18 protein-coding genes are annotated in these 17,693 nt (G+C 71.7%); 17 read left to right on the top strand and 1 reads right to left on the bottom strand.

The window, feature by feature from the left end; all coding sequences use genetic code 11:
- The first annotated feature begins 833 nt into the window (after nt 1–833).
- Nucleotides 834–1,445 (top strand): tetratricopeptide repeat protein, encoded by a 612-nt coding sequence (locus tag VF542_RS15965; protein ID WP_408652682.1) that lies wholly within the window; start codon nt 834–836, stop codon nt 1,443–1,445.
- Between the two features lies 1 nt (nt 1,446).
- On the opposite strand, the gene VF542_RS15960 is transcribed toward VF542_RS15965, so the two are convergent.
- Nucleotides 1,447–2,715, bottom strand: a complete 1,269-nt coding sequence (locus VF542_RS15960; protein ID WP_408652681.1) for a DUF1015 family protein — start codon at nt 2,713–2,715, stop codon at nt 1,447–1,449.
- Nucleotides 2,716–2,774: 59 nt separating this feature from the next.
- On the opposite strand from VF542_RS15960, the gene VF542_RS15955 reads away from it, so the two are divergent.
- The 16 genes from VF542_RS15955 to VF542_RS15880 form a co-directional block, all read left to right on the top strand.
- Nucleotides 2,775–3,878, top strand: a complete 1,104-nt coding sequence (locus tag VF542_RS15955) for an HAD-IIA family hydrolase (protein ID WP_408652680.1) — start codon at nt 2,775–2,777, stop codon at nt 3,876–3,878.
- A 49-nt stretch (nt 3,879–3,927) separates the two neighbouring features.
- The gene (locus VF542_RS15950; RefSeq protein ID WP_408652679.1) at nt 3,928–4,128 is read left to right on the top strand and encodes a hypothetical protein; all 201 of its coding nucleotides are present in this window, start codon (nt 3,928–3,930) and stop codon (nt 4,126–4,128) included.
- Nucleotides 4,129–4,138: 10 nt separating this feature from the next.
- Nucleotides 4,139–4,930, top strand: a complete 792-nt coding sequence (locus VF542_RS15945; RefSeq protein ID WP_408652678.1) for a TlyA family RNA methyltransferase — start codon at nt 4,139–4,141, stop codon at nt 4,928–4,930.
- Nucleotides 4,927–5,826: an NAD kinase gene (locus VF542_RS15940; protein WP_408652677.1), complete on the top strand. Its 900-nt coding sequence runs from the start codon at nt 4,927–4,929 to the stop codon at nt 5,824–5,826. Before VF542_RS15945 ends, VF542_RS15940 begins: the two co-directional genes overlap by 4 nt.
- 97 nt (nt 5,827–5,923) lie before the next feature.
- Nucleotides 5,924–7,798, top strand: coding sequence for a DNA repair protein RecN (gene recN / locus VF542_RS15935; RefSeq protein ID WP_408652676.1), 1,875 nt, complete (start codon nt 5,924–5,926; stop codon nt 7,796–7,798).
- Between the two features lie 53 nt (nt 7,799–7,851).
- On the top strand, nt 7,852–9,039 hold the full coding sequence (steA, locus tag VF542_RS15930) for a putative cytokinetic ring protein SteA (protein ID WP_408652675.1): 1,188 nt from the start codon (nt 7,852–7,854) through the stop codon (nt 9,037–9,039).
- Nucleotides 9,036–9,950 carry a copper transporter gene (locus VF542_RS15925; protein ID WP_408652674.1) on the top strand — a complete coding sequence of 305 codons (915 nt, stop codon included), beginning with the start codon at nt 9,036–9,038 and terminating at the stop codon, nt 9,948–9,950. The genes steA and VF542_RS15925 overlap by 4 nt, the downstream gene beginning before the upstream one ends.
- 147 nt (nt 9,951–10,097) lie before the next feature.
- Nucleotides 10,098–11,819, top strand: a complete 1,722-nt coding sequence (locus tag VF542_RS15920; RefSeq protein ID WP_408652673.1) for a CTP synthase — start codon at nt 10,098–10,100, stop codon at nt 11,817–11,819.
- Nucleotides 11,816–12,448: an NUDIX domain-containing protein gene (locus tag VF542_RS15915; RefSeq protein ID WP_408652672.1), complete on the top strand. Its 633-nt coding sequence runs from the start codon at nt 11,816–11,818 to the stop codon at nt 12,446–12,448. Before VF542_RS15920 ends, VF542_RS15915 begins: the two co-directional genes overlap by 4 nt.
- Complete coding sequence (xerD, locus tag VF542_RS15910; RefSeq protein WP_408652671.1) at nt 12,445–13,422, top strand: site-specific tyrosine recombinase XerD; 978 nt, start codon at nt 12,445–12,447, stop codon at nt 13,420–13,422. The genes VF542_RS15915 and xerD overlap by 4 nt, the downstream gene beginning before the upstream one ends.
- Nucleotides 13,423–13,549: 127 nt before the next feature.
- Nucleotides 13,550–14,524 (top strand): ParA family protein, encoded by a 975-nt coding sequence (locus VF542_RS15905; RefSeq protein ID WP_408652670.1) that lies wholly within the window; start codon nt 13,550–13,552, stop codon nt 14,522–14,524.
- Nucleotides 14,525–14,670: 146 nt separating this feature from the next.
- Complete coding sequence (locus VF542_RS15900; RefSeq protein WP_408652683.1) at nt 14,671–15,492, top strand: segregation and condensation protein A; 822 nt, start codon at nt 14,671–14,673, stop codon at nt 15,490–15,492.
- Nucleotides 15,492–16,148 carry an SMC-Scp complex subunit ScpB gene (scpB, locus tag VF542_RS15895; protein ID WP_408652669.1) on the top strand — a complete coding sequence of 219 codons (657 nt, stop codon included), beginning with the start codon at nt 15,492–15,494 and terminating at the stop codon, nt 16,146–16,148. The genes VF542_RS15900 and scpB overlap by 1 nt, the downstream gene beginning before the upstream one ends.
- Before the next feature lie 5 nt (nt 16,149–16,153).
- Complete coding sequence (locus tag VF542_RS15890; RefSeq protein ID WP_408652668.1) at nt 16,154–16,897, top strand: pseudouridine synthase; 744 nt, start codon at nt 16,154–16,156, stop codon at nt 16,895–16,897.
- Between the two features lie 59 nt (nt 16,898–16,956).
- Entirely contained in the window at nt 16,957–17,319 is a 363-nt protein-coding gene (gene aroH / locus VF542_RS15885; protein WP_408652667.1) for a chorismate mutase, read from the top strand.
- Between the two features lie 158 nt (nt 17,320–17,477).
- Nucleotides 17,478–17,693, top strand: a 216-nt coding sequence (locus VF542_RS15880) for a (d)CMP kinase (RefSeq protein ID WP_408652666.1), incomplete at its 3' end; no start/stop codon positions are given.

Genomic DNA, 17,693 nt, shown 5'->3' with positions numbered 1-17,693 from the left:
GCCCCGGTTCCCGGGGTGGCAACAGTTCCTCCCACCGCGACGCTACTTGGTCTCGACCCGAATATCCGTCACAGTCCCGAGGCGGCGGAAGGCCTTCCCGCACCGACGATGCCCGCCCCGCACGCTCCAGGTCCCAGGAACAATACGGTTCATCGTCGAACTGGTGGGAAGCAGGGGGCTCCGCCGCTCCCCGTCGAGACGACAGCCGGTCATCGGGCCCGCGTCGCGATGAGGGCGGCGGATATCGCGGCTCGGACAGGCCGGCTCGACCGGCTCGGCACACCGACGACAGCGATCGGCGGAGCAATCGGCCCGCGTCGAGCGCCGGTGGCCGGGGCAGGGATGCGGCAGCAGGTTCTGAGAGGGGCTCGCGCCACGAGCGGCCTGACCGGGCAGCCGGCCACCGGTCCGACAGCGGAGGTCGTTCCGACGGTGGTGATCGCTTCGCCGGTGGCGACCGCGCCTCGAGTGCCGGTGGCGGCCGCTCGCCAAGTGCTGGTAGTGGGCGCTCCTCCGGTGGCGGTCGCTTCGCCGGTGGTGGAGGCTCTTCGGGTGGTGATCGCTTCGCCGGTGGCGGCCGCCCGTCGAGCGCTGGTGGCGGGCGCTTCACCGAACGGGGGCGCCCCTCCGGTGGTGCTCGCTTCGCCGAACGTGGTCGCGCCACGGATGCCCATGGTGGTGCTCGGCGGTACTCCGGGTCCGCGGACCGAGCGGGGACCGGCCGGAGCAACCGGGACGAGGAGGACTACGAATCGACCCGGGGCTCGCGTCCGACCCGAGGTGCCGAGATCGCGATCCCGCCAGGAGCTGATCCCAAGCTGCTGGACCCCTCGGTGCGCTCGGAGCTGCGGTCGCTGAGCAAGCTGGCCGCCGAGTTCGTCGGTGCGCACCTGGTCGCCGCAGGCCAGCTCATCGACACCGACCCGCAGAAGGCTCTGGAACACGCCCGCGCCGCCCGCGGCCGCGGTGCCCGGGTTGCCGCCGTACGGGAAGCTACCGGGCTCGCGGCCTACCACGCCGGCGAATGGGCCGAGGCGCTCTCCGAACTGCGTGCCGCCCGCCGGATCTCCGGTGACGCCAGCAATATCGCGGTGATGGCCGATTGCGAACGGGCCCTGGGCCGCCCGGAGCGCGCGCTCAAAGCGCTCGATGACCCAGTGGTGCCGAGACTCGACATCAGTACCCGCTTCGAACTGCTCATCGTGGTGGCCGGCGCCCGACGCGACCTGAACCAGCTGGACGCGGCGCTGGCCGTGTTCCAGCGGGGCGGCGGTCTGGATCCCGATAACCCCCGGCCGGGCAGCGCCCGGCTCTGGTACGCCTACGCCGACGCGCTGGCGGCGGCCGGCCGGATCGAGGAAGCGATCCAATGGTTCGGCGCGGCCGCGAAGGCGGATGTCGACGACGAGACCGACGCCGCGGACCGGGCCGCGGACCTGCTCTGACCTACTGGTCGGCGAAGCGCCGGATCACCACGCCGGAAGCCGGCTTCGGGGTGAACAACGTGGACTTCCGCGGCATCCGTTCACCGGCCGCAGCCACCGCGGCCACAGCCTGAACGGGGGTGGCACGCACCAGCACCGCGGTTCGTCCGGCGTGCAGCGCCTGCTCCAAAGCCTCGCTGACGCTGTGGGCGTACCCGACGTTGTCGACCGTGTCGCTCAGCTGCCAGACCTGCTCCACCAGCACCCGGTGCAACAGCGTTATGTCAAGTTGCCCGAGCGCCGTGCCGGCATCGGCACCGAGCGCCCGCTGGGCGACCTCGGCCGACAGCCCGGACACAACCACCGCCTCCTCGTCGTGGGCCAGGACAACCGCGAAGCCGTCCGTCTGGGCCAGCAGTTTCTCCGCCGCCGTCACCGACATCGGCTCACTGACCTCAGCCGCGGCCTCGGTCAGTTCCAGGATCCGCGCCCAGCCGAGCGCCACGACCCGGTGGATCGGATGGACCTGCGGGCCGTAGGACGACGTGTCCACCAGCAGCGTCAGGCCGCGATCCCACGGGCCCGGCTCGCCGTGGTGGTCTGCCTGCAACTGCCGGTAGGTCGCGTACCGGTGGTGACCATCGGCGATCAATGCTCGCCGGCCCGCGAGGTCGGCGGCCACCGCCGCATGCGCGGCCGGATCGGTGACCGCCCACAACCGGTGCCGGATGCCGTCCGGCGTGGTCGCCGTGCTGATCGGTTCCTGGTCGCTCACCGATGCCACCAGCTCCGAGGCCGGTCCGCCGCCGTCATAGACCAGGAAGATCGGTTCGAGATTGGCCTCGGTCGCGCTCATCAGCGCCAGCCGGTCCGACACCGGCCCGGCCATGGTGTTCTCATGCGGCAGGATCACGCCGTCCTCGGGGTCGCGGAGTTCCACCGCCCCCAGCAGGCCGCGGGTCACCGAGCCGTCCGGGGTGCTCATCTCGTAGACGAACAGGGCGGCCTGGTCATCGACGGCGAGCACCCCACTGCTCACCCAGTCCTGCAGCACGGCCTTCGCTCCGGCGTACCGGTCACCCTCGCCGAAGCGGGCTTCGTCCTCTTCTGGAAGGATCAACCGGACGACATTGGTCGGGCTTGCCTCGACCAGCGCAGCCCGCTCGGCGTCGGAGATGACGTCATAGGGCGGGGACAGTTGCCGTCCCAGGGAGTCGGCGCCCGCGGTGAAGCGAGTCGCGCGAAACGGCGCAAGGGACAGGCCGCGGCCTGGCACGAGAGGATCGGTCACGGGGGCCGATGCTACGCGGCCGGCGATCGTCACCTCAGCACCGGAAGTGGAGCGAACGCATGATCGGCTCGCAACAGCCGCTGGCCACCCGTTACGACGTGGCGCTGCTGGACCTCGACGGCGTCGTCTATCTCGGCGAGCAGCCGGTCGTCGGGGCTGCGCAGTCCCTCGCCTCCGCCCGGCAGGCGGGGATGCGGCTGGCATTCGTCACCAACAACGCCTCCCGCACACCGGATCAGGTCGCGGAGTTGCTGCACCGGGTCGGGGTACCCGCTACTGCCGACGAGGTGGTCAACTCGGCCCAGGCTGCCGCGCACTACCTGGCCGACCGGTTGCCAGCCGGCGCTCCGGTACTGGTGCTGGGCACCACCGGGCTGATCGACGCGCTCGTCGAACGAGGCCTGAAACCGGTCTTCTCCGCCGAGGAGCAGCCCGCCGCCGTGGTGCAGGGGTTCTTTCCGGGACTGGACTGGCACGCGCTGGCCGAGGGGGCGGTGGCGATCGGCCGTGGCGTTCCGTGGCTGGCCACCAACCTCGATGCCACCGTGCCGTCCCCGCGCGGGCCGCTGCCCGGCAACGGATCGCTGGTGGCGGCGCTGCGGCATGCGACCGGCCGGACACCCGCCGCCACCGGCAAGCCCGATCCGGCCATGCATGCCGAGAGCGTCGAGCGCTCGCGCGCCCGGCATCCGATCGTGGTGGGGGACCGGCTCGACACCGACATCGAAGGTGCCCGCCGGGCCAGCTGCGACTCACTGCTGGTGCTCAGCGGCGTCACCGACGCGGCCAAGCTGCTCTCCGCACGCCCGTTGCACCGGCCGGACTACGTGGGCCGGGACGTCTCGGCGCTGCTGCACGGCCACCCGGAGGTGACCGGCACCGGGGAACTCGTCAGCTGTGGATCGGCTCGAGTACGGATCTCCGGGACTGACCTGCGGCTCAGCGTGCAGCCGCCGGACGGCGGTGCGGAGGTTCATGGTGCGGAGGTTCATGGTGCGGGGGTCGGCGGCACCGAGCAGGACGGCTTGAACGGCCTGCGAGCCCTGGCGGAGGCCAGCTGGCGGTTGCACGACGCGGGCGGCACGGTGCGCCGGATCACCGGTACCGACGCCGCCGCGACCCGGCTGATCGAGCAGCTCGGCCTCGGACACGCGACCGGCTGACGCTGTGGATAGCGGCACCCATCGGCAGGCCAGCACGTAACCTGGGGGCGTGACCGATCCCCGCTCCGCTCCGGCGCCCGGCTACCGTCCCGGCGGCAGTCCTGGCACCGATGACGTGGTGGCCCGCATCGAATCCGCCGCCCACGACATCGCCGGAGTCAGCGAGGGGCCACTGGCCGAAGCAAGGATCCGGCTGGACGCCCTGCACAGCGAGTTGCAAGGCGCGCTCGCCGACCTCGACCAGGCCTGAGCCGCTGCCGATGGTCCGCCGGTTGCGCCTGGACGCCGAGTTGGTGCGTCGCCAGCTGGCCCGGTCACGGGAGCAGGCCGGTGAACTCATCGATGCCGGCCGGGTACAGGTCCGCGGCAACGTCGCGACCAAGGCCGCCACCGGTGTCGAGCAGGACACCCCCATCCGGGTGGTCACCGACGCCGAAGACCCCGGCTATGCCTCTCGGGGCGCGTACAAGCTGACCGGCGCGCTGGCCCAGTTCGCCACCCTGGAGGTGGCCGGCCGGCGCTGCCTGGATGCCGGAGCGTCGACCGGCGGCTTCACCGACGTCCTGCTGCGCCGCGGCGCCCGCGAGGTGGTCGCGGTGGATGTCGGCTACGGGCAGCTGGTCTGGGCGCTGCAGTCCGATCCCCGGGTGATCGTGCACGACCGCACCAACGTCCGGATGCTGACCCCGGAACAGATCGGCGGGCCGGCCGACCTGACCGTCGCCGACCTGTCCTTCATCTCTCTCGGGCTGGTACTGCCCGCGCTCACCGCGTGCACCGTCACCGACCTGGTGCCCATGGTCAAGCCGCAGTTCGAGGTCGGCCGGCACCGGTTGGGCCGCGGCGGCGTGGTGCGCGAGCCCGCCCTGCGCGCCCAGTCGGTGCTCGCGGTGGCGCGCACCGCCCACGAGCTCGGCTGGGGAACGGCCGGGGTGGCCCGCAGCCCGTTGCCCGGGCCGAGCGGCAACGTGGAATTCTTTCTCTGGCTGCGCCAGGACGCCGGCCCGGCCGACCCGGCCACGATCCACGCCGTCGCAGAGGAGGGCGCATGAGGTCCGTACTGCTGGTCGTGCACGCCGGCCGACCCGACATCCGCGACCTCGCCAGGCACCTCATCGCACGCCTGAACGAGGTCGGCTTCGAGGTCCGGATCAGCCCGGCCGAGGCCGCCGACGTCGCCGAAGGCGGCGAGCTGAGCACCGTCAGCCTGCTGGACGGATCTGAGACCGCCAAGGGCTCGGAGATGGCCCTGGTGCTCGGCGGAGACGGGACGTTCCTGCGCGCAGCCGAGCATGCCCGGACTGCCGGGATCCCGCTGCTGGGGGTGAACCTGGGCCACGTCGGCTTTCTGGCCGAGACCGAGGTCGACGCGCTCGATGCGACCGTGACCGCGATCGTGCAAGGCCGTTACGAGGTGGAGGAGCGGTTCACGCTGCAGGTGACCGCGACCCTGGACGGCGAGCTGATCGCCGAGGACTGGGCGCTGAACGAGGCGTCGGTGGAGAAGAGCAACCGCGAGAAGCTGCTGGAGGTGGCCGTCTCGGTCGATGACCGGCCGCTGCTGCGATTCGGCTGCGACGGGGTGATCTGCGCGACGCCGACCGGGTCCACCGCGTACGCCTTCTCGGTCGGCGGCCCGATCGTCTGGCCCAATGTGGAGGCGATGCTGCTGGTGCCCAACGCCGCGCACGCGCTGTTCCAACGGCCGCTGGTGGTGGCCCCGGACTCGCAGATCGAGATAGAGCTGGTGGGGGCCGACCAGCCCGGCGTGCTCAGCTGCGACGGCCGCCGGTCACATCCGCTGCCGCCCGGGACGAGGCTGCGGGTGGAGCGTTCGGAACAGACCGTGACCATCGCCCGGCCGCATCCCACACCGTTCGGCGAGCGGCTGGTCGCCAAGTTCCAGCTGCCGGTCCGCAGCTTCCGCGACGGCCGTTCCACCACCTGACCCGTTGGACACACCTGACACAGCTTGACAGGCACCATCTGAAGACGTAACCGACTACCGGAGCAGGCGCACCTAGCGGAGGAGGGCTGGCGGGCACATGCTGGAGGAAATCCGGATCCGTGGCCTCGGGGTGATCTCCGATGCGGTGCTCGAACTCGGCCCGGGGCTGACCGTGGTCACCGGCGAGACCGGTGCCGGCAAGACCATGGTGGTGACCGGGCTGGCGCTGCTGTTCGGCGGCCGGGCAGACTCCTCGCGACTGCGTCCCGGGGTGGATTCGGCCAGCGTCGAGGGCAGGTTGCTGGTGGCTGACGGGTCAGCGACAGCGGCGGCGGTGACCGAGGCCGGTGGGGACCTGGACTCTGACGGCAGCCTGGTGCTGCGCCGGGTGATCACCGCCACCGGCCGGTCCCGGGCCGTTGCCGGCGGCGCCTCGGTACCTGCGACGGTGCTGGCCAGGCTGGCCGAGGACCTGGTGGCCGTCCACGGCCAGAGCGACCAGCAGCGGCTCACCCAACCGGTGGAGCAGCGGCTGACCCTCGACCGGTTTGCCGGGGTGGACCTGCAGGACAGCCGGGCGGCCTTCCAGCAATGGCGGGCCGCGGTGGCCGAACTCGCCCGGCGCACCGGCGCCGCCCGTGAGCTGGCACGCGAGGCCGAGCTGCTGCAGCACGGCCTCGACGAGATCGCCCGGGTGGCCCCGCAGCCGGGCGAGGACACCGAGCTCGCCGCCCTAGCCGCCAGGCTGGAGCACTCCGACGCGCTGCGGATCGCCTCGCGTACCGCTCACGACGTCCTGCTCGGCGATCCGGACGACCCGGCCGGCGACGTACCCGACGTCCAGACCCTGATCGCGGCGGCCGGCCGAGCGCTGGGCCAGGTCGCCGGCACCGACGCCGCGCTGGACCAGCTGAGCGACCGGCTTGCCGAACTCGCCGCGACGGCCACTGACATCGGCGGCGAGCTCGCCGGCTACCAGGCGCAGCTGGAGGCCGACCCGGCCCGGCTGGCCGCGGTGCACGAGCGCCGGGCCGCGCTCAACGGCCTGATCCGCCGGTACGGCACCGGCGATGCCGGCACCAGGTTCGGTGGTCCGGCCGGCGGGATCCAGACGGTGCTGGAATGGGCGGCCGAGGCGGAGCAGCGGCTGGCGGCGGCCGACACCTCCGACGAGGCCCTGGCGGCGCTGGCCGCCGAGCGGGACCGGGCCGCGGCCCGGTTCACCGAGCTTGCCGCCGGGGTATCCGGGCAGCGCCGGCTGGCGGCGGAGAAGCTGTCGGAGCTGATCACCGCCGAACTCGCCGGCCTGGCGATGCCGGCGGCCTCGGTGCGGGTCGAGGTCCGGCCCCGACCTCCGGCCGAGTCCGGGCCGCAGGTGATGATCGCCGGTCAGCCGGTCGGTGCCGGCCCGGACGGCGTGGACGAGGTGGAGATCACCCTGCGGCCACATCCCGACGCCCCGGCCCTGCCGGTGCAGCGGGGGGCCTCGGGCGGTGAGCTGTCGCGGGTGATGCTGGCGATCGAGGTGGCACTCGCGGGGACCGACCCGGTGCCCACCATGGTCTTCGACGAGGTGGACGCCGGTGTGGGCGGCCGGGCCGCCGTGGAGGTCGGGCGCAGGCTGGCCAGGCTCGCCCGCGACCATCAGGTCGTGGTGGTCACCCACCTGGCGCAGGTGGCGGCCTTCGCCGACCGCCATCTGGTGGTGGACAAGTCGGTTGCCGGCGGCCCGATCGCCGGGGATTCGGCAGGCGGGGATTCCCAACCAGCCTCCGCTGGCGTCACCCGCAGTGACATCCGCTCGGTGGACGGGACGGACCGGCTGGTCGAGCTGGCACGGATGCTGGCGGGCAACGACAGCGCGGTGGCCAGGGAGCACGCCGCGCAGTTGCTCGACGCCGCGCGCGAGGACATCGCCAGGTTCGGCACCACGGCCTCCCGACCGGGTCGCGGGCGGCGATCCAAGCAGTGACGCCGCGTGGCGAAGTGCCTGGATCCGCCGGCCGGATGGCACCATCGAAACTCATGAAGCTGGCACTCAGGCAGTCACACCGGCGCCGTGACGCCGAGCTGCCCGGCATCATCGGGACGGCCCGGTTGGACCGGCGAGCGGGTCGGCTGTTGAACCGGCTGAACGCCGGTGACATCGCCGTCATCGACATCGCCGACCTGGACCGGTCGACCGCTGACGCCCTGGTGGCTGCCGGAGTCAGCGTGGTGGTCAACGCCCAGCCGAGCATCTCCGGCCGGTATCCCAACCTCGGTCCCGAGGTGCTCGTCGCGCATGACGTGGCACTGCTCGACGCGGTCGGGACCGAGATCTTCGCCGAGGTCAAGGAAGGCACCCGGCTGCGGCTGGACGGTGACGTGCTCTATGTCGGCGACCGGGTGGCCGCCCGTGGCGCCAGGCAGGACGCCGACACCATCCGGGCCGCGATGCGGGCCGCGAAGGCGGGCTTGTCGGCGCAGCTGCAGGCCTTCGCCGCCAGCACCCAGCAGCACATGGAACGCGAGAAGGAACTGCTGCTCGACGGCATCGGGCTGCCCGAGCTCAGCACCAGGTTCCGCGGCCGGCACGTCCTGCTGGTCGCCAAGGGCTATGACTACAAGTCGGACCTTCGCGCGCTCAAGCATTACATCCGGGAATTCCGGCCGGTGCTGGTCGGCGTCGACGCCGGTGCCGACGTGCTGCGCGACGCCGGATACCAGGCTGACCTGGTGATCGGTGAGCTGGACCTGATCTCCGACGCGGCGCTGCGCGAAGCCGCCGAGGTGGTGGCCCATGCCGACCACCACGGCCGGGTCACCGGGCTCGCCCGGGTGCAGGACCTGCGCATCGAACCGGTGGTGTTCGCCTCCTCCGGTACCAGCGAGGACGCCGCGATGCTGCTGGCCGACGCGGGCTCGCCCCGGCTGATCGTCACCGTCGGGATGCGGGCCACCCTGGAGGAGTTCCTGGACGCCGGCCGCGGCGGGATCGCCTCCACCGTGCTGACCCGGCTCAAGATCGGCGGCCGGCTGGTCGACGCCAAGGCCGCCGCCCAGCTGTTCCAGACCCGGGTGTCCGCGGTCTCGCTGGTGCTGCTGGCGGTGTCCGCGGTGCTGGCCATCGTCGTCGTCCTGGTCGCCGGTCTCGGCGGCGACAGCTACCAACATCTCCTGGCCGACGGTTGGGACCACCTTGTTTCCTGGCTGAGGGGCCTGTTGTCGTGATCTCCTTCCGGTACCACCTCGTCTCGGTCATCGCCGTCTTCCTCGGCATCGCGCTCGGCGTGGCGATCGGCACCAGCGCGCTCAACGGCGCGGTCGTCGGCGACCTGCGCCGCCAGGTCAGCGACCTGAAGAAGAACGACGGTGCCCTGGCGGCGCAGAACAGGGTGCTGCAGGCCCGCTCGGCCAACGCCGACCTGCTGGCGCAGACCTTCGGCACCAAGATCGCCGGCGCCGCCCTGGCCAAGACGCCGGTGGTGTTGCTGGGCGCACCCGGCGCCTCCAAGGGCCTCAAGGACGCGATCGCGGCCCAGGTCACCGCCGCCGGTGGCACGATCGCCGGCCGGCTGCAGCTGAGCAAGGACTTCTCCGACCCCCGGCGCGCCAATGACATCAGGTCGCTGGCGACCTCGGGCCTGCACCCGATCGGGCTGCAACTGCCGACCACCGACGACGCCGGCTTGCTGGCCGGGGCGCTGCTCGGCTTCGTCCTGCTCGGGCACGGCCAGAGCACCGACCTGGCGCAGGTGGTCGCAGGGTTCGGCACCCTCAACATGATCAAGGCCGAGAGCTCGACGGTGGCGTCGGGCAAGCTGGTGCTGCTGATCGCCCCCGGTGCCCTGCCCGCCAAGGACGAGGCCGGCAAGATGCTGCTGTCCTTCGGCAGCCAACTCGGCGCCGGCGGTCCCACCGTGGTGGTCGGCGACCCGGCCTCGGACACCGCCGGCGGGCTGGTGGCGCTGGTGCGCAACGACGACACCGCCGAGAAGGCCGTCTCGACGGTGGACGACGCCACCAGCCCGCTCGGTCAGCTGACCGTCGTGCTTACCGGCGCCGACACCATCGCCGGGCACAAGGGTCACTACGGGACCGGCGCCGGCGCCGACGGGCTGCTGCCCGGGGCCGGCAGTTAGCCGCGACCGCGTCCAGACGGGAGCAGCCGGTGTCGCGAGCGCGGCCGGCACGTAGTTCGTGTTACCGTGAACTCCCGTGGATAAAGGGAATCTCGTGTGCAGATCCCGCTCCGCACCTCGTAATCGAATGCGACCACGGGAGTCTCGTTGGCTCAATCAGCCCGGACCACTAAGCATCTGTTCGTCACCGGCGGCGTGGCGTCCTCGCTCGGGAAGGGGCTGACCGCCTCCTCGCTGGGCAGCCTGCTCAAGGCCCGCGGCCTGCGGGTCACCATGCAGAAGCTCGACCCCTACCTCAATGTCGATCCCGGGACGATGAACCCGTTCCAGCACGGCGAGGTCTTCGTGACCGAGGACGGCGCCGAGACCGACCTCGACGTCGGCCACTACGAGCGCTTCCTGGACACCGACCTGGTCGGCTCGGCCAATGTCACCACCGGTCAGGTGTACTCGGCGGTGATCGCCAAGGAACGGCGCGGGGAGTACCTGGGCGACACGGTGCAGGTCATCCCGCACATCACCAACGAGATCAAGGAACGGATCCGGTCGATGGCCGCGCCGGGACCCGACGGCCAGATCCCGGACGTGGTGATCACCGAGATCGGCGGAACCGTCGGCGACATCGAATCGCTGCCGTTCCTCGAAGCCGCCCGCCAGGTCCGCCAGGACGTCGGCCGGGACAACTGCTTCTTCCTGCACGTGTCGCTGATCCCCTACCTGGCCCCGTCCGGGGAGTTGAAGACCAAGCCCACCCAGCACTCGGTCGCCGCGCTGCGCAGCATCGGGATCAGCCCGGACGCGGTGGTCTGCCGGGCCGACCGGGAGATCCCGGCCAGCCTCAAGCGCAAGATCTCGCTGATGTGCGACGTCGACACCGAGGCGGTGGTCGCGGCGGTGGACGCCCCGAGCATCTACGAGATCCCGAAGGTGCTGCACGACGAGGGCCTGGACGCCTATGTGGTCCGCCGGTTGGGCCTGCCGTTCCGCGATGTGGACTGGACGCTGTGGGGCGGCTTGCTGGACCGGGTTCGCCATCCCAAGTGCGAGGTGACCATCGCGCTGGTCGGCAAGTACATCGACCTGCCCGACGCCTACCTCTCCGTCACCGAGGCGCTGCGGGCCGGCGGCTTCGCTCACCGGGCGAAGGTGTCCGTGCGCTGGGTCGCCTCGGACCTCTGCGAGACCCCGGCCGGCGCGGCCGCGCAGTTGGACCGGGTCGACGGGGTGGTGATCCCGGGCGGCTTCGGCATCCGTGGCATCGAGGGCAAGCTGGGAGCGATCCGGTACGCCCGCGAGCGCGGCGTGCCGACCCTCGGGCTGTGCCTGGGCCTGCAGTGCATGACCATCGAGGTGGCCCGCAACGTGGCGGGGCTGTCCGCTGCCAACTCCGCCGAGTTCGCCCCCGACACCACCGACCCGGTGATCGCCACCATGCCCGATCAGGTCGAGGTGGTGGCCGGCAACGCCGATCTCGGCGGCACCATGCGGCTGGGCAGTTATCCCGCCGAACTGGTGCCGGGCTCCATCGTGGCGATGGCCTACGGCAGCACCGAGGTCACCGAGCGGCACCGGCACCGCTACGAGGTCAACAACGCCTACCGGGAGGTGCTGGCCGCCTCCGGCCTGGTCATCTCCGGCACCTCGCCGGACGGCCGGCTGGTCGAGTTCGTGGAGCTGCCGCGTGAGCTGCACCCGTTCTTCGTGGCCACCCAGGCCCATCCCGAGCTCAAGTCCCGCCCTACCAGGCCCCATCCGCTGTTCACGGCCCTGATCGCCGCCGCCTTGGAGTACAACGACCAGGAGCGGCTGCCGGTGCAGATCCCGGACCTCGCGGCGGAGCTGGCCAGTTCCGGTCCGGTCGCCGGATGACCGCTGACCGGCACCACTTCGAGGTGCTGTCCTCCGAGCCGCGGTTCTCCGGTGCCGTGTTCGAGGTGCGCACCGACGCGGTACGGATGCCCGACGGGTCGGTGGCCAACCGCGATGTGGTGATCCATCCGGGTGCGGTGGCGGTTCTGGCGCTGGATTCCGACGGCAATGTCGTGATGGTGCGCCAGTACCGGCACGCGGTCGGTCATGAGCTGCTGGAACTGCCGGCCGGCCTGCTCGACGTCGAGGGTGAGCCGGCGCTGACCGGCGCGCGCCGGGAGCTGTTCGAGGAGGCGGCGCTGGCGGCCGGGGACTGGGCCGTGCTGCTGGACATGTACAACTCCTCCGGCATGAGCGACGAGGCCATCCGGGTGTACCTGGCCCGCGACCTCACCGAGTTCGACGAGCAGGACAGGTTCGCGCCCGAGCACGAAGAGATCAGCATGACCGTCGAGCGCTACCCCCTCGAGGAGCTGGTCCGGATGGCACTGGCCGGCGAGCTGGTCAACGCCACCGCGGTCGCCGGGGTGCTGGCCGCCTGGGCCGCCCGAGCCGACGCCTGGGCCGGGCTGCGGCCGGCCGGCGCGCCGTGGCCGGCCCGGCCCGACCGCGCGGGGCCCGCTGAATGACGATCGAGACCATCGACGACCGGCCGCCGGCACCGGCCAGCCGGCCTGGCGCGGCGGCCCGGACGGTCGCCGGCTACCTGGACCACCTGGCCGTCGAGCGGGGATCCTCGGCCAACACCCTCAGCTCCTACCGGCGGGATCTGCGGCGCTACCTGCGCTACCTCACCGACCGCGGTATCGACTCCCTCACCGACGTCCAGGCCGCGACGGTCAGCGGTTTCCTCGCGGCCCTGCGCGAGGGCGACGCCGAGCATCCGCCGCTGTCGGCAGCCTCGGCCGCCCGAGCCGTCGTGGCGGTCCGCGGGTTGCACAAATTCGGCTATGCCGACGGCCAGCTGGTCGCTGACGTGGCTCGCGAGATCAAGCCGCCGGCACCGCCGCGCCGGCTGCCCAAGGCGATCGGGATCGAGGACATCGAGCGGCTGCTGGACGCGGCCGACTTCGACCAGACACCGCTGTCGGTACGCGACCGGGCACTGCTGGAGGTTCTCTACGGAACCGGTGCGCGGATCTCCGAAGCGGTCGGCCTGGACATCGACGACCTGGACCTGCCGGACCGCAGCGTCCTGCTGCGCGGCAAGGGCGGCAAGCAGCGGCTGGTACCGCTGGGCTCGTTCGCGGCCAAGGCGCTGTCGGCGTACCTGGTGCGGGTCCGGCCCGAGCTTGCCCGGCAGGGCCGCGGCACCCCGAAGGTGTTCCTGAACTCGCGCGGCGGGCCGCTGTCGAGGCAGAGCGCCTGGACGGTGCTGCGTGGCGCCGCCGACAAGGCGGGGCTGGGCACCGACATCTCACCGCACACCCTGCGGCACTCTTTCGCCACCCACCTGATGGAGGGCGGTGCCGACGTCCGGGTGGTGCAGGAACTGCTGGGCCACGCCTCGGTCACGACCACCCAGATCTACACGCTCGTCACCGTTGACCAGCTTCGCGAGGTCTATGCCGTGGCCCACCCGCGCGCCCGGGCCAGGCCGTGACCCGGCGGTGGGCCGGCGGGCGGGTCGCAGCCGGTCAGCGGCGCCCGTGGTGGGGTAACCTCCGCAACGGGTCAGGCAAGCTGTGCCAGCGGCGCAGCGGGGCACTTGCGAGGAGCGCGCACTCTCTATGACGACGTCCGATGGGCCCGGGGCCGGACCCGCCGAGCAAGCGGTGACCGAGTCGCTGCAGCTGCCGCTGAGCATGCCGTCCCAGCAGGCTCCGTCCTCAGCCGAGGCCGAGGCCGGCAGCCCGCCCGATGCCGTGAAGTCGGCCGACCCGGCCCGGACCCGGCCGCGCCGGCCACTGGTCCAGCCGGAGCCGTTGCAGCACCACGGCCCGGCCCGGGTGATCGCGCTGTGCAATCAGAAGGGCGGCGTCGGCAAGACCACCTCGACCATCAATCTCGGTGCGGCGCTGACCGAGTTCGGCCGCCGGGTGCTGCTGGTGGACTTCGACCCGCAGGGCGCGCTGAGCGTCGGCCTGGGAGTCCAGCCGCACCAGCTCGAGCGCACCACCTACAACCTGCTGATGGAGCGCTCGGTCGGCATCGACGAGGTACTGCTCAAGACCGGCGTGCCGGGCATGGACCTGCTGCCCTCCAACATCGACCTGTCCGCCGCCGAGATCCAGCTGGTGAACGAGGTGGCCCGCGAGCAGACTCTGGCCCGCACCCTGGCACCGGTGCTCAACGACTACGACTTCGTGCTGATCGACTGCCAGCCGTCCCTGGGACTGCTCACCGTCAACGCGCTCACGGCGGCCAACGGGGTGATCATCCCGCTGGAATGCGAGTTCTTCAGCCTTCGCGGGGTCGCGCTGCTCATCGACACCATCGACAAGGTGCAGCAGCGGCTCAATCCCAACCTGCGGCTGGAAGGGATCCTCGCGACCATGTACGACGGCCGCACCCTGCACGGCCGTGAGGTCTACAGCCGGGTGCTGGAAGCCTTCGGTGACAAGGTGTTCGACACGGTGATCACCCGGACGGTCCGGTTCCCGGAGACCACCGTGGCCGGCGAGCCGATCACCACCTGGGCGCCCACCTCCAACGGCGCGGTGGCCTACCGGGAGCTGGCGATGGAGGTTCTTTCCCGCCCGTGATCCGAACACCGCCGGACCCGCCGGCCCGGCACCCCGACGCCGGCCCGGCCCCGACCGGCCTGGTCGGTGTGGCGCTGGTCGACGGTCCGGGCGTGAACGAGGAGCTGGCGCCGGAGGACCGGCCCGATGAGCTGGTGCTGGAGGACCTGCCCGAGGAATGGGAGCTGCCGCCCGAGCCGGAACCGCTGGTCGGCAGTGGCCAGCGGTTCAGCGTCCGGCTGGACAACTTCGAGGGCCCGTTCGACCTGTTGCTGAGCCTGATCAGCCGGCGGCAGCTCGATGTCACCGAGGTGGCGCTCTCGCAGGTGACCGACGACTTCATCAGCTACCTCAAGGCAGCCGGTGACGGGTTCGACCTCGGTCAGGCCACCGAGTTCCTGGTGGTCGCGGCCACCCTCCTCGACCTCAAGGCCGCCCGGCTGCTGCCGGCGGCCGAGGTCGAGGACGAGGATGACCTGGCCCTGCTGGAAGCCCGCGACCTGCTCTTCGCCCGGCTGCTGCAGTACCGCGCCTACAAGCTGGCAGCCGCGCACCTCGGCCAGCTGGCCACGCAGGCCGGGCGCAGGTTCGGACGGACCGCCGAACTCGAGCCGCGGTTCGCCGCGCTCAGTCCCGAGTTGCGGATCGGCGTGGAACTGCACCAGTTCGCGGCTGTCGCGGCCGGCGCGCTACGGCCCCGGCCGGTGCCGGTGGTCGGGGTGGAGCACCTCCATACGCCCCGGGTGAGCGTCCGCGAGCACATGGCGGCGATGGCTGAGCGGTTGGCCCGGACCGGGTCGGCGACCTTCCGGTCGCTGGTAGCCGACTGCGGCTCCACGCTGGAGGTGGTGGCCCGGTTCCTGGGGTTGCTGGAGCTCTACCGCGACGGTGCGGTCAGCTTCGACCAGGCCGAGGCGCTGTCGGAGCTCCGGGTTCGCTGGATCGGTGCCGGCCGGAGCGCCGCGGACCCGGACGAGGAGTACGGCTGATGAGCGAGCATCGCAGCCTGTGGCAGGACGCCGCACCGCAGGAGGACCTCGGGCCGGGCACACCGCCCACCGCGGTGGACCCTGGTTCGCAGACCCCGTCGCTGGACCTGACCGAACCGGCCGTCCTGCGCGCCGCGCTGGAGGCGTTGCTGTTCGTAGCCGACGGCCCGGTGCAGCTGGCCCAGCTGGCCGCGGCGGTGCAACGCCCGGCGACCGAGGTGGCCGAGGCGCTGGCCGAGATCACCGCCGACCTCGACCGGCGCGGCGCCGGCTGGCAACTGCGTCCGGCTGCCACCGGCTTCCGGCTCTACACCAGGGAGCGTTACGCCCCCATCGTCGAGGCATTCCTGCTCGACGGCCAGCGCAGCAAGCTCAGCCAGGCCGCGCTCGAGACGCTGGCCGTGGTGGCCTACAAGCAACCGGTCACCCGGGCCCGGATCTCGGCCATCAGGGGCGTCAATGTCGACGGCGTGGTGCGAACGCTGCTGGCTCGGGAGCTGATCACCGAGGTGGGCCTGGACCCCGAGACCGGCGGCGGGCTGTACCGCACGACCAGCACGTTCCTGGAGAAGATGGGCATCGCCTCGGTCGACGAGCTGCCCTCGCTGGCGCCGCTGCTGCCGGAGCTGGACTCGCTGGACTTGGACGAACTCTGATGCGGATGAGCTCTGACCAGCCCGCCGAGGGCATCCGGTTGCAGAAGGTGCTGGCCAGCGCGGGCCTGGGCTCCAGGCGGGCCTGCGAGCAGCTGATCGCCCAGGGCCGGGTCACCGTCGACGGCCGGGGGGTGGCCGAACTCGGCAGCCGGGTCGATCCGGAGACCTCGGTGGTGCGGGTCGACGGCAAGCGGGTGAACCTGCGTTCGGGCCAGGTCTACCTGGCGATGAACAAGCCACGCGGCGTGCTGACCGCGATGTCGGATCCGCACGGCCGTCCCACGGTCGGCGATCTGGTCGCCCACCGTTCCGAACGGCTGTTCCACGTCGGCAGGCTGGACGCCGAAACCGAGGGCCTGCTGATCCTGACCAATGACGGCGAGTTCGCTCACCGGCTGGCCCATCCCTCGCACGAGGTGGTCAAGACCTACATCGCCGAGGTGCCGGGCCCGGTGGACCGCTCGCTGGCCAGGCGGCTCAAGGACGGGATCGAGCTCGAGGACGGCCCGGTGCGCGTCGATGAGTTCCAGGTGATCGGCTACTCAGCCGGGCGGGCACTGGTCCAGGTGTCGCTGCACGTGGGCCGCAATCACATCGTCCGGCGGTTGCTGGACGCGGTCGGGCATCCGGTCGACAGGCTGGTGCGAACTGCCATCGGGCCGGTCCGGCTGGCCGATCAGCGATCCGGATCGATACGGGAGCTGACTGCTGCCGAGCTGGGTGAGCTCTACCGGCTGCTCGACCTCTAGAGTCGATTGGCGACCACGGCGGGATCGGTCCCGCCCCAGCTGGGTGAGAAGGGGACGCAGTGACCGTTCGGGCAGTCCGCGGTGCGATCCAGGTCGAGGAGGATGAACGGCAGTCGATCCTGGATGGTGCTTCGGAGCTGGTCCAGGCGGTGATGGCGCGCAACCAGATCGAGCCCGACCAGCTGATCTCGATCCTGTTCACCGCCACACCGGACCTGAAGGCCGAATTTCCCGCCTATGCCGCGCGGCAGCTGGGCCTGACCGACGTGCCGTTGATGTGTGCCAGCGAGATCGCGGTGCCCGGCGCGCTGCCTCGCACGCTACGGTTGCTGGCCCATTTCGACACCGACTTGCGGCGCGGCGAGATCCGGCACGTCTACCTCCGAGGCGCCGCGGCACTGCGAACCGACCTGCCGCGGTAGCCGCGCCGAGCCGGAGACACCCGCCACGGTGGAAGTCGAACCCGCCCGAAAGCCGTACCCTAGGAATGCCCGGCCTCCGGCCGGGCTGGTTCGCCCCGCCGAGCGTGGCCGAACGCACAGCCCAGACATCTGTCGTGACCAGGACTGGACTTACCGGCGTGCCTACCGATGACAGCGAGGCTCCCGAGTTTCGCGGAGTGATTGCGCTCGACGGGCCCTCGGGCACCGGAAAATCGACCGTCGCGAGGCTGCTGGCTCGACGGCTGCGGACCCAGTACCTCGACACCGGGGCGATGTACCGGGCAGCCACCGTGGCGGTGCTCTGGGCCGGCATCGACCCCGCCGACCCGGCCGCCGTCGCGGCTGAGGTGGCA

The sequence above is a fragment of the Jatrophihabitans sp. genome, from assembly GCF_036389215.1.
Taxonomy (GTDB): domain Bacteria; phylum Actinomycetota; class Actinomycetes; order Mycobacteriales; family Jatrophihabitantaceae; genus Jatrophihabitans_A.
This window is presented reverse-complemented; position numbering and strand designations above follow the sequence as displayed.